The organism is Streptomyces sp. NPDC107559 (assembly GCF_055657365.1).
In genome coordinates, this window is record NZ_JBVKBD010000013.1 from 143,025 (window position 1) to 156,276 (window position 13,252).

The 13,252-nt window shown below is 73.0% G+C and carries 9 protein-coding genes; 1 reads left to right on the forward strand and 8 read right to left on the reverse strand.

Annotated features, from left to right (window positions below):
* Window positions 1-2: 2 nt before the first annotated feature.
* The 3 genes from ACZ7OY_RS31630 to ACZ7OY_RS31640 all read right to left on the reverse strand — a co-directional run bounded on the left by ACZ7OY_RS31630 (window position 3) and on the right by ACZ7OY_RS31640 (window position 3,528).
* Entirely contained in the window at window positions 3-1,409 is a 1,407-nt protein-coding gene (locus ACZ7OY_RS31630) for an ABC transporter permease (RefSeq protein ID WP_471914595.1), read from the reverse strand.
* Window positions 1,406-2,428 carry an ABC transporter ATP-binding protein gene (locus tag ACZ7OY_RS31635; protein WP_471914596.1) on the reverse strand — a complete coding sequence of 341 codons (1,023 nt, stop codon included), beginning with the start codon at window positions 2,426-2,428 and terminating at the stop codon, window positions 1,406-1,408. Before ACZ7OY_RS31635 ends, ACZ7OY_RS31630 begins: the two co-directional genes overlap by 4 nt.
* Before the next feature lie 206 nt (window positions 2,429-2,634).
* The gene (locus tag ACZ7OY_RS31640) at window positions 2,635-3,528 is read right to left on the reverse strand and encodes a GNAT family N-acetyltransferase (protein WP_471914597.1); all 894 of its coding nucleotides are present in this window, start codon (window positions 3,526-3,528) and stop codon (window positions 2,635-2,637) included.
* A 441-nt stretch (window positions 3,529-3,969) separates the two neighbouring features.
* Between ACZ7OY_RS31640 and ACZ7OY_RS31645 the strand changes: the two genes are divergently transcribed.
* A complete protein-coding gene (locus ACZ7OY_RS31645; RefSeq protein ID WP_471914598.1) occupies window positions 3,970-5,217 on the forward strand; it encodes an acyltransferase family protein in 1,248 nt (415 codons plus the stop codon).
* Between the two features lie 124 nt (window positions 5,218-5,341).
* On the opposite strand, the gene ACZ7OY_RS31650 is transcribed toward ACZ7OY_RS31645, so the two are convergent.
* The 5 genes from ACZ7OY_RS31650 to ACZ7OY_RS31670 form a co-directional block, all read right to left on the reverse strand.
* Entirely contained in the window at window positions 5,342-5,965 is a 624-nt protein-coding gene (locus ACZ7OY_RS31650) for a hypothetical protein (protein ID WP_471914599.1), read from the reverse strand.
* Window positions 5,962-7,674, reverse strand: coding sequence for a PHP domain-containing protein (locus ACZ7OY_RS31655; protein WP_471914600.1), 1,713 nt, complete (start codon window positions 7,672-7,674; stop codon window positions 5,962-5,964). Before ACZ7OY_RS31655 ends, ACZ7OY_RS31650 begins: the two co-directional genes overlap by 4 nt.
* Before the next feature lie 196 nt (window positions 7,675-7,870).
* Window positions 7,871-9,973, reverse strand: a complete 2,103-nt coding sequence (locus tag ACZ7OY_RS31660; RefSeq protein ID WP_471914601.1) for a protein kinase domain-containing protein — start codon at window positions 9,971-9,973, stop codon at window positions 7,871-7,873.
* 5 nt (window positions 9,974-9,978) lie between these two features.
* Window positions 9,979-12,144, reverse strand: coding sequence for a bifunctional serine/threonine-protein kinase/ABC transporter substrate-binding protein (locus ACZ7OY_RS31665; protein ID WP_471914602.1), 2,166 nt, complete (start codon window positions 12,142-12,144; stop codon window positions 9,979-9,981).
* Entirely contained in the window at window positions 12,137-13,030 is an 894-nt protein-coding gene (locus ACZ7OY_RS31670) for a hypothetical protein (protein WP_471914603.1), read from the reverse strand. Before ACZ7OY_RS31670 ends, ACZ7OY_RS31665 begins: the two co-directional genes overlap by 8 nt.
* Window positions 13,031-13,252: the final 222 nt, after the last annotated feature.

Here is a 13,252-nt window from a genome sequence, read left to right on the forward strand (position 1 = left end):
ACTCATCCCTTCGGCGTGGTGGAGAGCAGCTCGACATTGCCGTCGAACTGCCACAGCGGGTTGGGCGCGTCCCCGGTCGGGGTCCGCACCAGGAAGTAGCCGTTCACTTCCTTCGGTCCGTCACCGTCGGCCATGTACCGGCCGTCCGAGGTGAGGTCGAGCTGGTAGATCGCGGTCCCCGGGGCCTGGACGCCGGGGAGATGCCAGGTGACGACACAGCGCCAGTCGTTGCCCGGCCCCTGGGCGGCGCTGCGGCCGGCGCCCTTGTCGCACGCGGCCGTGACCCGCAGCTGCGCCTCGGTGACGGCCGGGCGGTTCAGCTGCTCCGTCTGGAGGCGGTACAGATGCGCGAACGCCGTGGCGACCGACCGCTGGACCTTGTCCTGCTCGACCCCGGAACCCATGGACGGCCTCACCACGGCGACCGCCACGACCGTGAGGACCAGCAGGCAGACCGGCGGGAGCACACCGACGGTCAGCGCCCGGCGCCCCGGGCCGTCGTAGGACGGGTTGGTGAAGTCGCGCCGCAGGAAGAGGAGGTACGCCAGCACGGTCGCGGTCACCGCCCACACCAGGCTCACCGTGACGCCGACGAGGAGCGGGCCGAGCTGCGCAGGGCTGGTGAACAGACCGCTCCAGGCGATGAACGCATAGCCGGGCAGGGCGAGCCGCACGGCCACCGGCAGCGGCAGCATCTGGGCGAGCTGCATCGTGAGCGCGACCAGCGCGGGCAGCAGCAGCCCCATCGGCGAGCGCCCCAGCGCGATTGATCCGAGCAGTCCGATCGCGGCGAGGGCCAGCGTCGGCGCGAGCGCGCACACCCAGGCGAGGACGACCTCACCGGCGGCGTCCGAAGGGGCCAGCACATGGCCGTCGAGGCCGATCAGCGGCTGGTTGCCGACCGCCACGAGCCCGCCGACCATGCTGGAGCACGCCATTCCCACCACCAGCGAGACGATGACGGTGAGACTGGCCAGCGCCTTCGCCGCGAAGATGCGCCGGGGCGAGCGGACCGCCACCAGCAGATGACGCCACGTGCCGAGCCGGTCCTCGGCGGCGAACACGTCACCGGCGACCACCGACGTCAGCAGCGGCAGCGCCCAGGTGCCCGCGAAACCGAGCATCACCAGCGGCCCGGCCCACCCCGTGGCGTGCATCCAGCGGCCGAAGAGGGTGTCGGAGGGCAGCGTGCTCTGCCGGCTCACCGCCGCGACGAACAGCGCCGGCGCGATCCAGCAGGCCAGCACCAGCAGCCGGATCCGCCACTGGGCGAACAGCTTGACCAGTTCGAAGCGGAAGCCGCGCGCCACCGGGACGGCGCGGATCCTGCCCGGGTCGCCGCCGGCGTCGGCCCGGTCGTCGGCAGGGGTACCGGTGGCGGCGTCCGCGGCGGCGGCGTCGGTGGTCATCGGTCGGCCTCCTGCTGTTCGGTCAGGGCCAGGAACGCGGCCTCCAGCGGCGACACCACGGGGGCCAGCTCACGCACCGCGATGCCCGCCCGTACGATCCGCGCCACCAGGACGTCGAGCGCGGGCACCAGCGCGCTCACGACGAACGCGTCGGCCCCGTACCGCGCCGGGGTGCCGCGCTGCACGGGCACGGTGCTCGAGGGTGAGGGTGCCGGTGCGTCGTGCGGTGCCGCCGCGGCGGTCGGTGTTCCGCCGTCGTCGACGACCGCGATGCCGGGCGTGCTCAGGGCCAGCGCGCGGGCGGCCCGCGGGTCGGAGGTGAGCAGCCGGTAGTCCAGTTCACGGCTCTCGGCGGCCAGCTTGCTCAGCGGACCGGAGAAGACGACCCGCCCGGTGGCCAGCAGGGTGACGTCCGAGCACAACGCCTCGACGTCGTCCATACGGTGACTCGACAGCACGATGGCGGTCCCGTCCGCCGCGAGCCGGGTCAGGACTCGGTGCACATGCCGCTTCCCGGCCGGGTCGAGACCGTTGGAGGGTTCGTCGAGCACGAGCAGCCTCGGCCTGGTGAGCAGGGCGGCGGCGAGTCCGAGCCGTTGCCGCATGCCGAGGGAGAAACCGCGGGCCCGGTCGTCGGCGACATCGGTGAGCCCGACCTGGTCGAGCACGTCGTCGATGCCCGCCGTCCGTGCCGTACGGCCGCGCAGGGCGGCCAGCGCGGCGAGGTTCTGCCGGGCGGTGAGCGCGGGGTAGAGACCGGGGCCGTCCACGAATCCGGCGACCCCGTCGGGGACGGCGAGCGCCCGGCCGACCGGCGTCCCCAGGACCTCCAGGCGGCCGCTGTCGGCGACGGCCAGCCCCAGCAGGAGGCCGAGCAGGGTCGTCTTCCCGGCGCCGTTCGGTCCGACCAGGCCGTGGATCTGCCCCTGCGCCACATCCAGATCGACACCGTCGAGTGCGACGACGTCACCGAAGTATCGGGTGATCCCACGAGCCCGGACTGCAAGAAGAGTGTCCATAGCCCCCTCCGTCAAAACCCTCAGGAAACATAGAGACACCACACAGCGCGTGCAGGCACCACGAGTTGAACGCCCGCGGAACGGGAACCGACCTCCGCTTGATGCGCCGACGCCCGGCCGAGGGCCGTCATCGCGCCGACCGGCACGTTCACCCGGCGAGCAGGTACGGAGGTTGACGGACCGTCAGTCCGGTGGTCTTCTCCAGGTCAGCCGGTCCGGCCGGGAACGTCTGCCGCCGAGGGCTCCGAGAACTCGTACACGGCGAAGTCGGCGACCGGCAGATAGCCGACACGGCGGTAGAGGCCGTTGCTGGTGGGGTTGGCCAGGTCGGCGAAGAGGACGACCTCCTTCGCGCCCGCGGCCAGGGCGGCCCGGCTCACCTCGACGGTCACCGCCGCCGCGTAGCCGTGCCCGCGCAGCCGGGCCGGGGTGTACACGGGGGCCACCCGGATCTGATCGGCGACCATCGCGGTCGCGCCCGCCATCGAGACGGGTGTGCCGTCCGGGGCCTCCCAGAACGTGATGCCCGCGCGGGCGATCCGCGCGTCGGCCCAGGAACCGGCGTCCATGGACTGGGCGATTCCGACGGCGGCGGTGAACTCGCGGTACCAGTGCATGAGTTGCTCGCGGTCCTGAGGGCCCGCGATGCGTGCCCTACCGCCCGGGAGCGGCTGGGCCGGGGCGAGCTCGCCGAGTCGGTACAGGCGGGGGCGCTTGTGGAGGGTCGGTGTCGCGCCGGTGTGCCGCTGCCAGGCCTCGGCGAAGGCGGCGGCGGTGTCGTGGTCCGCGTTGACGCCGGGGAGGCGGTGGCCGAGGCCGGCCAGGCGGGTCGCGAGGCTGTCGGCCTGCTCCGGGGTGAGGCGGGTCGGGCTCAGGCTCTGGGGCGGGGTGCGCAGGCAGGCGGCCCGGACCTCGCCCGCCTGCCTCAGGAGACCGAAGACGGGAGCTTCGGGGCCGTACGTGTGCATCCCGCGCACGCGCAGTGTCTCGGTCACCGTGAGCGCGACCGTGTGCAGCGCGGGGCGCGTGCGCAGGAAGTCCCCGCTCCGGGCGAGGAATTCGTCGAGGTCTTCGGTGAGGTGCCAGCCGTCCGAGCGCATGCTTCATGGTTCCGTATGCCGCGGTCGCGCGATAGCCGTGCCCGATCTTGATCACGGTTATGAACTGGCGTGAGATGTACAGGACATGAATCGGGTCCGGTCTGCCGGGTGTCGGAAAGCGGCTCGGCCGCGTCCGGTTGTGCCCCGCAGGTATGTCGTCGATGTGCCAGGAGGGTCGCGTCGCCCTGTGGGGTGTGCAGGATCGGGTTCGTCCGGCAGGGGCTCCGCGTCCCCAAAAAGCCCGCAGGGCAAGGGAATTCGCGATTCCGCTCAGGTGGACCTCGACTGGAACGGGGCGGTCCGGATCTGGTCGGGTCGAAGGGTGATTGGGCGTACAACCATCCGGGAGTGACGGGTGTCTCAGGGGTGAGTTCTGAGCCCATGCTATGCGTGTGGGATTTCGCGCGCCATTTCCTGGTCATAAACCTGATGGGAATTCGCATGTCTGAACGTGTCGTGACGGGCGTGGGGGCAACGCCCGTCACCGCCCGCAGATCGTCGTCGGCAGCGGGACAGTTAGCCGTCGGGCTGCGCAGACCGTTCTCCTCGCTCGCCCCGGCCGGACAGCGGTCGGGAACCGCCGCGGCGCAGGCGAAGCGCGCCGCCGCGGGCGGACGGGGTAGCGGCAGGCTGTACGCCATCGACGGGCTGCGCCTGCTGGCCGCGCTGATGGTGGCGGTGCATCACTACGCGGGCACCTGGCGGGTCGACCAGCCGGCCAACCTCATCTGGAACAGGCCGGTGTCCGACATCATGCCCACGGTGTTCCGCTTCGGCGCCTACGGCTGGATCGGCGTCGAGATCTTCTTCGTGATCAGCGGCTTCGTCATCTGCATGTCGTGCTGGGGCCGCACCCCGCGGCAGTTCTTCGTCTCGCGGGTCATCCGGCTGTATCCCGCGTACTGGGTCGCCATCGGGGTCACCACGGCCGTCGTGATGGCCCTGCCGGGAGTGTGGGAACCGCAGCGGACGCGCGAGGTCCTGCTCAACTTCACCATGCTGCAGTCCGGTTCGGGCGTGTCGAACATCGACGGCGTGTACTGGACCCTCTGGTCCGAACTGCGCTTCTATCTGCTGTTCCTCGCGGTCGTCGCCACCGGGCTGACCTACCGCAAGGTCGTGGTGTTCTGCTGCGTGTGGGGCGCCGCCGCGATGATCGCCCCGGCCTCCGGGTTCCGGCTGCTGGTGCTGGCGGCCAACCCGCAGGGCGCCTGGTACTTCATCGCCGGGCTGGCCCTCTATCTCATGCACCGCTTCGGCCAGGACCTGCTGCTGTGGGGCATCCTCGGCATGGCGTGGCTGATGGGCCAACTGGAGCTGGGCAACCGGATCGACCACGTCGAGCGCGTCTCCGGCTGGCGGGGCAGCGTACTGATCTTCAGCCTGTTCCTGCTGGTCATGGTGGCGATAGCGCTCGGTGCGACCGACCGGGTCCACGGCAAGTGGCTCGTCACCGCGGGCGCGCTGACCTACCCCTTCTACCTGATGCACTACGCGGCCGGTACGACGCTGATCAACCGGCTGCGGGACACCATGGACGCCCGGCTGCTGGTCTTGACCGTCATCGCCGGATTCCTGGTGCTGAGCTGGCTGGTGCACCGCCTGGTCGAACGACCGCTCTCCCGACTGATGAAGAGAGGTCTGGACACGTCGTTCGCCCGCCTGCGCAACGCCGGGAACGCGGCCTGACCCAAGGGCACCCGGCGCGCCGCCCCGGTGCCCGGCCCTGGTCCGGCCCGGACGCGCGGCCCTGGTCCGGCCCGCGGGCCCGTCGGGTGCCGTGCAGGGCACCCGGCGGAGCTTCAGGACGCCGTCACCCGTGGTCGGCGCAGCAGGGGGTGGGGTTGGGCACCTCGAACGGGGCGAGCGCGCCGCCTACGGCCGGGACCAGGGCCAGGGCGAGCCGGCCGTCGCGCCACTCGGGGCGCACATGGCCGCGGGTGTGTACCGCGGTGGCCGGGTCGGGCCCGCCGCCGTCCGCCGACGGCGCGCCGACCACGACGACCTGGTCCACGGCGCTCAGGCCGAGCAGGTCGGCCACGGTGACGGTCCCGGCGAGAGCGTCCACGCCCGGATACGACACGGCCCGCCCGGCCCGGCGACCGGCATGTTCCTCGGCGGCCAGCCGCGCCGCACGGGCCGCCTGCGGCGAGCCGTGCGTCCGTTCCCCGAAGGCGGCGCCGGTGTCCGGACCCGCCCAGTCGACGACACGCGTCCACGCGGCCTCCGCCGCCCCGCCGTCGGGCAGGGCCAGCGACACGGCCGTGCTGCGGCGCTCGTCGGTGCGGATCAGATGGGTGCAGGCGACGGTGCCCGGCGGGAGGCCGAACCCGTCCACCAGGTGGTGGATCAGGTGATCGGCCTCCCGCAGGTTCGCCGAGCCGGCGTCCACCCCGATGACGGTGTGGACGCCGGCGGCGCCGTGCGCGCGTGTCATGAGGGCAGGACCCACATCGGGTTGGAGTAGAACCACAGGTCCTTCCACGGGTCGGCGTCGCCGATGACGTCCATCGCCGGACCTGCCGGGTCGACGGCCGCGCCGCGCAGGCCGACCGCCGAGCGGTTGCCGTCGGTGCCGCGCAGCCGCAGGTACACCGGCTTGTCCACCCGGCCGAGGGAGTAGGTGAGACGCACCGCGCCGGTGGACTTGTTCACCTCGAAGGACTTCACGACCTTGGTGGCCGGGGTGACGAACGTGTCCTTGTCGGCGACCGGACCGGTCACGTCGCCCTGGACGACGTCGACCCGGGCCAGCTTCGGCACGAACTGGGCCCAGTTGGGGCCGTTGGCGAGACTGATCTCGACGACCAGGTCGACCTGGCTGCCGCGGCGCACGGTGAGCACACCGCCCAGCGTGACCGCGCGGCTTCCGGAGCGCAGCTGCGCGTTCAGGCCGCTGATGAGCCCGCCGTGGTCCACCCACACCCGGCCGGCCCGGATGCCGTCCATGACCGCCTTGTACGAGAAGGAGGCGGCGCCGACGTGCGTGCGGGAGTACTGGCCGGGCCAGAAGTCGGTGTCCGTGACGTTCAGGGTGCCACCGTAGACCGGGTCCTCGTAACGGCCGTTGGCGTTGAAGTCGCCGTTGGGGCCGCGGACCGCGGTGTCGGCGTACACGTTGTGGGAGTCGGAGTTCGCCGTGACCCACCACGGCTTGCCCTCGGCCAGCAGGCTGTCCCACAGACCGCCCACGGTGGCGGTCATCCAGTCGAAGCCGCCCCAGGTGCGGTAGCTCTCCAACGGGTACCCGCCGAAGGAGTCGGCGCTCGGGCTGTTGTCGTAGATGCCACGCCCGGAGCCCGCGCCCAGCGGGGCGGGTATGCCGGCCGCCTGGTGGCCGGGGGCGCCCTCCATGCCGACGGCGATGGTCGGCTGCGCGTCACGCCAGCCGCGGATCTCGTGCGGGGAGTCGATGCCCTTGCGCGCCGGGTGGTTGGCGAGGAACAGCACGTCCTTCACCTTGCGGCGCTGCACCTGCTCGGCGAGGAAGTTGAGGCCCGAGATGGCGAGCGCCTCGTTGGCCGGGCTGCTGGCGGAGGCGCCCTTGACGCTGCCGTCGAAGGAGTTCTCGAACTCCTTCAGCACCGCGACCTCGTTCTTGCCCGGGTGCACGAAGACGGTGCCGTGCTCGGCGGCCGGGATGTTCCACTCCAGACCCTGGAAGACGAGCGTGTCGTCGATCTGGTCACGGGCCGCGACGATGTCCGGGTTGACCTTCTCCACACCGATCTTGGCGTGCGCGACGCTGCCGTGGTCGGTGATGACCATCCAGTCCAGGCCGTGCGCGTTCGCCTGGCGGACGTGGTCGATGACCCGGTACTTGGCGTCGGAGCTGTACTGGGTGTGGATGTGGTGGTCACCGGCGAGCCACAGGTAGCGGCCGGAGTGCGAGTCGTGGTGCGCCGCCATCGACTCGGGTGCCGCCGCGGCGGCCTGGCCCGCACCGCCCAGCACGCTGCCCGCCGCCAGACCGGCACCGAGCAGACCCGTGCGGCGCAGCATGGAGCGCCGGGAGAGCTGTCCGGGGGTCAGTTCCTCGTCCGGGACCGACAGGTCGAGGGCCGGCGGCAGCGACGTGGCCTCGCCGCTGTCGTGGTGATGGTGGTGGTGACCGTGACCGTGGTCATGGCTATGGCCGTGACTCATGCTCAACTCCCGCTGCTAACAAGGGCGTACACGCCGGGGGACGTGCAGAGTCTGAGAAGCCTTCGTGAACGCAGGGGTGCGGGATGATGGTGACATCAAGAACGAAGCATGTGCAGCGAGAGCAATTCGGCCACCTGGGCGTGAGCGGTCCGGCACCCGCCCGTTCGGCTCCGCGTGCAGCCGAACGGCGGCTCTGCTAAGCGGACTTGCCGATGTCGTCGTGACGCGCGACGAACCGTGCCCGGCCGCCCTCGACGTGGTACAGGAACCAGCCGCCGTCCTCGCCGGTCTCCAGGTACTGGGACTGACTCTCGTAGCTGATCCGCCTGGTGACGCCCTGCCAGGGTGCGCGCAGGAGTTCCGCGCGCAGCGACTCGCGCTCCGCACCGCCGGGCGTGGCGAGGCCGTGCGCGGCGTAGCGGACGGCGTCGTACGCCTCGGCGGCCCACGGCGGTGTGGCGGTGCGGTGCCGGGACCGGTACGCGGCGGCGAACGCGCGGGTGCGGGGATCGGCGTCCGCGTCGACGTACGCCGTACTGATCCACCAGCCCTCGCCCGCCCGCAGGAAGGACGCGGAAAGGACGTGTTCGCAGGCGGCCCGTACCCCTCGGTGGCCGGCCGCGGTCAGCGCCCGCGCGCAGGCGGCGGCGCGGTCGGGTGTGACACCCGCGAAGAGCACGGCGTCGTCCGGGCGGGCCGCGATGCCGTGCGCGGCCCCGGTGAAGCCGTCGCCCGCCGGCACCTCCACGACGTCGACCCTGCCGTCGAGTTTGCCGTGCACGGTGACGATACGGACGGTCGCCAGGCTCTCGTCCTCGTCGGCGAGATCACGGACGACGACCGTACGGGCGGGCCGGACGACCCGGTTGAGGTAGCGCACCACAGCGCCGGGGCCGGCGGTCCGGGTGGAGCGCAGGATCAGGGAGCTGGTGGTGTGGACGACGTTCAGTTTCTCGTCGTCGGCCCGGGTCACCAACAGGCACACCCCTGCCTCGGTGCACACCGGCACGGCCGCGGGTACCACCGCGTTGGTGCCCGCGGCGATCACGGCGTGCAGGTCCGGCTCGCCGGACAGCCGGGCCGCACCGGCGGCGGAACCGGCCGCTGTGCCCCGGTCGTCGGCCGTCCGCAGCACCAGGTCGAAGACCCGGTCGGCCCGGCTGTTGTGCTCGTCCACCGCGATGCGCGCGCCGCGTTCCTGGGCCAGGACGGCCGCGGTGGACCGGTCGCCCAGCAGGCCCACGGCCCGGACCGGCCGCGCCGCCCCGGCCGCCGCCCCGGACCGCCCCCAGCGCCACCACGCGCCCGCGCCCCCGGCAGCGGCGACGCCGAGCGCGGCCGACGCGACGATCAGCCGCCGCGACGGCCGGGACGGGCCGTCCAGGACGGGGGAGTCGGCCCCGGCCAGTGCGGTCGGCTCCGGCACCGGCAGATCGAGGACGGCCGCGGCCCGGTCGGCGACCAGCGCGGGCAGCCCTTCCGGCAGCCACCAGCGCGTGCCGAACGCGCCGAACTCCGCGCGGAGTTCGGCCACCGTGGGCCGCTGTGCGGGCTCCTTCGCCAGACAGGCCCGCAGCAGCGGGGCGAGTTCACCGGAGACGCCGTCCAGGTCCGGTTCCTCGTGCACGGTCCGGTACAGCACCGCCGCCGCGCCCCCGGTCCCGAACGGCGGCCGTCCGGTGGCGGTATGGGCCAGTACGCAGCCGAGCGAGAAGACGTCGCTCGCCGGTCCCACCACCCTGCCGCGGGCCTGCTCGGGCGAGAGATAGCCGGGCGATCCGACGACGGAACCGTCCGTGGTGAGCGCCGTCGCCCCCACGGCCCGCGCGATCCCGAAGTCGATCAGGCGCGGTCCGTCGGCGGCGAGCAGCACGTTCGCCGGCTTCACATCACGATGCACCAGCCCGGCCCGGTGCACGTCCTCCAGTGCCATGGCCAACGCGGCTGCCAGTGTGCGCAGTTGGGGCACCGGCCAGGCCCCGCGCAGTGCCAGGGCCTCGGAGAGCGGCAGCCCCGGTACGTAGGCGGTGGCCAGCCACGGCGACTCGGCGTCCGCGTCGGCCGTGAGCACCGGTACCGTCCACCGGCTCGACAGCCGGGACGCCAGCTCCGTCTCCCGGCGGAACCGGGCCAGGAAGCCGGGGTCCTCGGCGTACTCCGCACGGATCACCTTCAGCGCGACCCAGGCGCCGTGCGGCGAGCGCGCCAGGTAGACGACGCCCATACCGCCGGCTCCGAGCCGCCCGACGAGCCGGTGCCCGCCGAGCGACGACGGGTCGGCGGGCAGGAGCCGCTCCAAGTCCGCTACCCCTTCGCCTGCTTCGGCATGATCGGCCCCAGCTGCACGAAGCGCCCGCCGTCTACTTGATGCACATACGTCTCGCTGCCCATGGTCTGGGAGGTGGAGTCGAACTGGTTGTAGGTGTTGAACGTGTACGTGCGCGAGATGCCGCGGAAGGTGACCTTGTGGAGCCGTTCGGCGAGCTCGACCCGGTCCGGTCGCCCGCCCCCGGACGGCACGGTGCCGGCGAACTCCCGCAGCAGCATGCGGACACTGTCGTAGGCCTCGGTGCCGTACGGATCCGGGGCGCCCCCGAACCGCTTGCGCCAGGCGGCGGTGAAACGCTCGGCCTCCTTCGTCCGCAGCACGGTCGGATCCACGGCGGGCGTCACGACCATCCAGCCCTCGCCCGCCGCGCCCGCCAGCGCGGGGAAGCCGGATCCGTACAGCAGAGCCGACATCCAGCGCGGACCCGTGAAGCCCGCCGAGCCGAGCTGCCGCGCGGCGCTGACGGTCGCCTCCAGCGGCCCCAGGTACACGAAGTCGTCGATGCCCTCGGCCAGCAGCCCGCGTACCGCCGCCGGACCGTCGTCGGTGCCTTCGGCCACGACCCGGGGCACCACCTCGCCGCCGAGCGTGTCGCGCCACTGGGTGACCAGAATGGACCCCTGGTCATGCATGACGGATCCGCCGGAGCGGTCGATGACCACGCCCACGCGCCCCAGCCTGCCGGACGCGAACGCGTGCAGCGCGATCGCCGTGCCCGTCGCCTGATGAGGCGCCCCGGTCTGGAAGGTGACCGTCGGGGACCAGACGTAGTAGTCGTTCTGGCCGGTGGTGCTGGAGACATGGGTCAGTCTCGCCGCCGCGTACACCCGTGACGCGGCCCGCAGCGTCAGCTCGGTGACCGGGCCGAACACGGCGACGACGGCGCTGTCCGCGGCGAGAGCGTGCGCGACGGCGGTGGCCCCGTCCACCGTTCCGCCGTCGTCGAGGACCCGCACGCGCAGGTCGAAGGCGCGACCGGCGGTCGCGTTGTGCTCGGCGACGGCCAGCCGCGCGGCACGCTCGCAGGCCCGGCCCAGGTGCGCCGCCGCCCCGCTGCGGGTGACCTGCACCCCGAGCACGTACGACGGACGGGCGGCGGTCTTCTTCTCGCCGTCGTCGCCGCCCGTCGCCCACAGCGCCGCCCCCGTGCCGCCGCCCGCCAGCAGCAGCGCGCCCCCGGCGATCAGGAAGCGGCGACGGGACGTGCGCGGCCGCGGCGGCGTCTCGGGGTCGTCCACCACTGTGGGCTCGATGTCCGGCAGGGCGAGACTCTCCGCCGAACGCGCCGCCACCGTACGGGCGACCGGGTCCGGCAGCCAGGCCGAGGGCGACTCGGGGGCGTCCTCGGCGAGCCGCAGCCGAAGCTCCTCGGCGCTCGGCCGGGCCTCGGCGTCCTTGGCCAGGCAGGCGGTCAGCGCCTCGCGCAGTTCACCGGTGACCCCGCCGAGGCCGGGCTCGTCGTGGACGGTCCGGTACAGCAGCGCGTCCGGGGTGCCCGTGCCGAACGGCGGCCGCCCCGTCGCGGCGTAGGCCAGCGCGCAGCCCAGCGCGAACACATCGCTCGCGGGCCCCGCCTCCTCGCCCCGGGCCTGCTCGGGGGCGAGGAAGCCCGGCGTCCCGACCACCAGGCCCGAGGCGGTCAGCACCGTGTCGTCGGCCGCCCGCGCGATCCCGAAGTCGATCAGGCGCGGGCCGTTCACGGCCAGCAGGACATTGCCCGGCTTGACATCACGGTGCACCAGACCGGCCCGGTGCACGGCGGCCAGCGCCTCGGCCAGCAGCGTCCCCAGCACCCGTACGGTGGCCGCAGGCAGCGGACCGTGCTCACCGACGGCCTCCGCGAGCGAAGGCCCGGCCACGAACGCGGTCGCCAGCCACGGGTCGTGCGCCGTGGCGTCGGCACCGAGCACCGGCACCACCCAGGCACTGTCGACCCGCCGCGCCGACTCGGCCTCCCGCGCGAACCGGGCCCGGAAGCCGTCGTCCAGGGTGTTCTCGGCCTGGATCACCTTCACGGCGGCCAGCGCACCCGACTCGGAGCGGCCCAGATAGACCACCCCCATCCCGCCCGCACCCAGCCGCCGCAGCAGCCGGAAGCCGCCCACGGAGGACGGGTCGGACCGACGCAGCCCCTCACTCATCGCCCGCACCCCTCGCCTCGTCGCCCACGGCGCCCGAGCCGTCCGTGGCCGACGCGTCCTTGCCGGCGGGACCTCCGCCGGTGTTGAAGCGGTCCACGTTCGCCGTCACGAAGGCGACCCCCTCCAACGCCTGCTGGGTGACCTCCGTCTGCTCCTGCTCACCGGCACCGGCGGCGTGCCGCACGGTCGCCGCCACCGTCACCGGGCCGAGCCGGTGCTTGAACCAGTCGAACCGCCGTGGCTTGCCGTCGCCGTCCACGACGTACTCGCCGAACTCGCTCAGATCGTCGTCGGACGTCGCCGTCCGCTGCTCGCTGTACGGGTCGCCCCGCGAGGCCATGCCCTGCACCCGCTCCGTCGCGTTCAGCTGCTGCACCGGACAGCGCAGGGGCTCCTCCAGCGACACCGCCATGTCCCGGCGCGCCTGGACCGCCGACGCGTGCACGGTGACCGTGAGCGACACGTAGACCGCGCCCTTCCCGTCCCGGGGCGGACGTACGAAACCCCGGGTCAGGCTGGCCAGCACGGTGCCGGGGAGCGGATCGCGCCGCCACACGCAGTCGTCGCCCAGCACCGCCCAGGTGGCCGGGCCCGCCTCGTACGGGACCCGCTTGCGGAATCCGGGGCCGAAGTAGTCCGGCTGCACCGTCAGACCACGGACGAAGGCCGCCGCATCGGCCCGCGTCTTCGGCGCGTCGGACTCGGCCAGCGTGTACGGACTGTCCACCGTCGTCGCCGACGGGGACGGACTCGCACTGCCGTGCCCGCCCGCGCTTGCCCCGCCCCTCGGCGTGGCGTCCCCGTCCGTCTTCCCGCCGTTCGTGCATCCCGCGAGCAGCAGCGTCACCGCCGCCGCGGACAGGACCGGTCCATGTCCACGTCCCACCACGCTCACCCCCAGCACACCTGCCGTGCGGTCCCTCCGCCGGGACTCCTGGGTGAACGCTAGCGTCACGATGCGTCAACTGGACTCTAGGGACGCTGAGTTGGGGTGAACAGTGACTCCTCGGCTATCGCTCGGTGACACTTCCGGGCCCAGCCCTCCGGCCGGTGCGAGCGACCGTGTCCGATCGGCGGACGATCGGCGGACGACCGGCACGGGCCGATC

Excerpts from the sequence above, each read along its gene's own strand:
- ACZ7OY_RS31650 (WP_471914599.1), bottom strand. The coding sequence starts at position 5,965 with ATGACACGCGCGCACGGCGCCGCCGGCGTCCACACCGTCATCGGGGTG.
- ACZ7OY_RS31665 (WP_471914602.1), bottom strand. The coding sequence starts at position 12,144 with ATGAGTGAGGGGCTGCGTCGGTCCGACCCGTCCTCCGTGGGCGGCTTC.
- ACZ7OY_RS31640 (WP_471914597.1), bottom strand. The coding sequence starts at position 3,528 with ATGCGCTCGGACGGCTGGCACCTCACCGAAGACCTCGACGAATTCCTC.
- ACZ7OY_RS31630 (WP_471914595.1), bottom strand. The coding sequence starts at position 1,409 with ATGACCACCGACGCCGCCGCCGCGGACGCCGCCACCGGTACCCCTGCC.
- ACZ7OY_RS31635 (WP_471914596.1), bottom strand. The coding sequence starts at position 2,428 with ATGGACACTCTTCTTGCAGTCCGGGCTCGTGGGATCACCCGATACTTC.
- ACZ7OY_RS31655 (WP_471914600.1), bottom strand. The coding sequence starts at position 7,674 with ATGAGTCACGGCCATAGCCATGACCACGGTCACGGTCACCACCACCAT.
- ACZ7OY_RS31645 (WP_471914598.1), top strand. The coding sequence starts at position 3,970 with ATGTCTGAACGTGTCGTGACGGGCGTGGGGGCAACGCCCGTCACCGCC.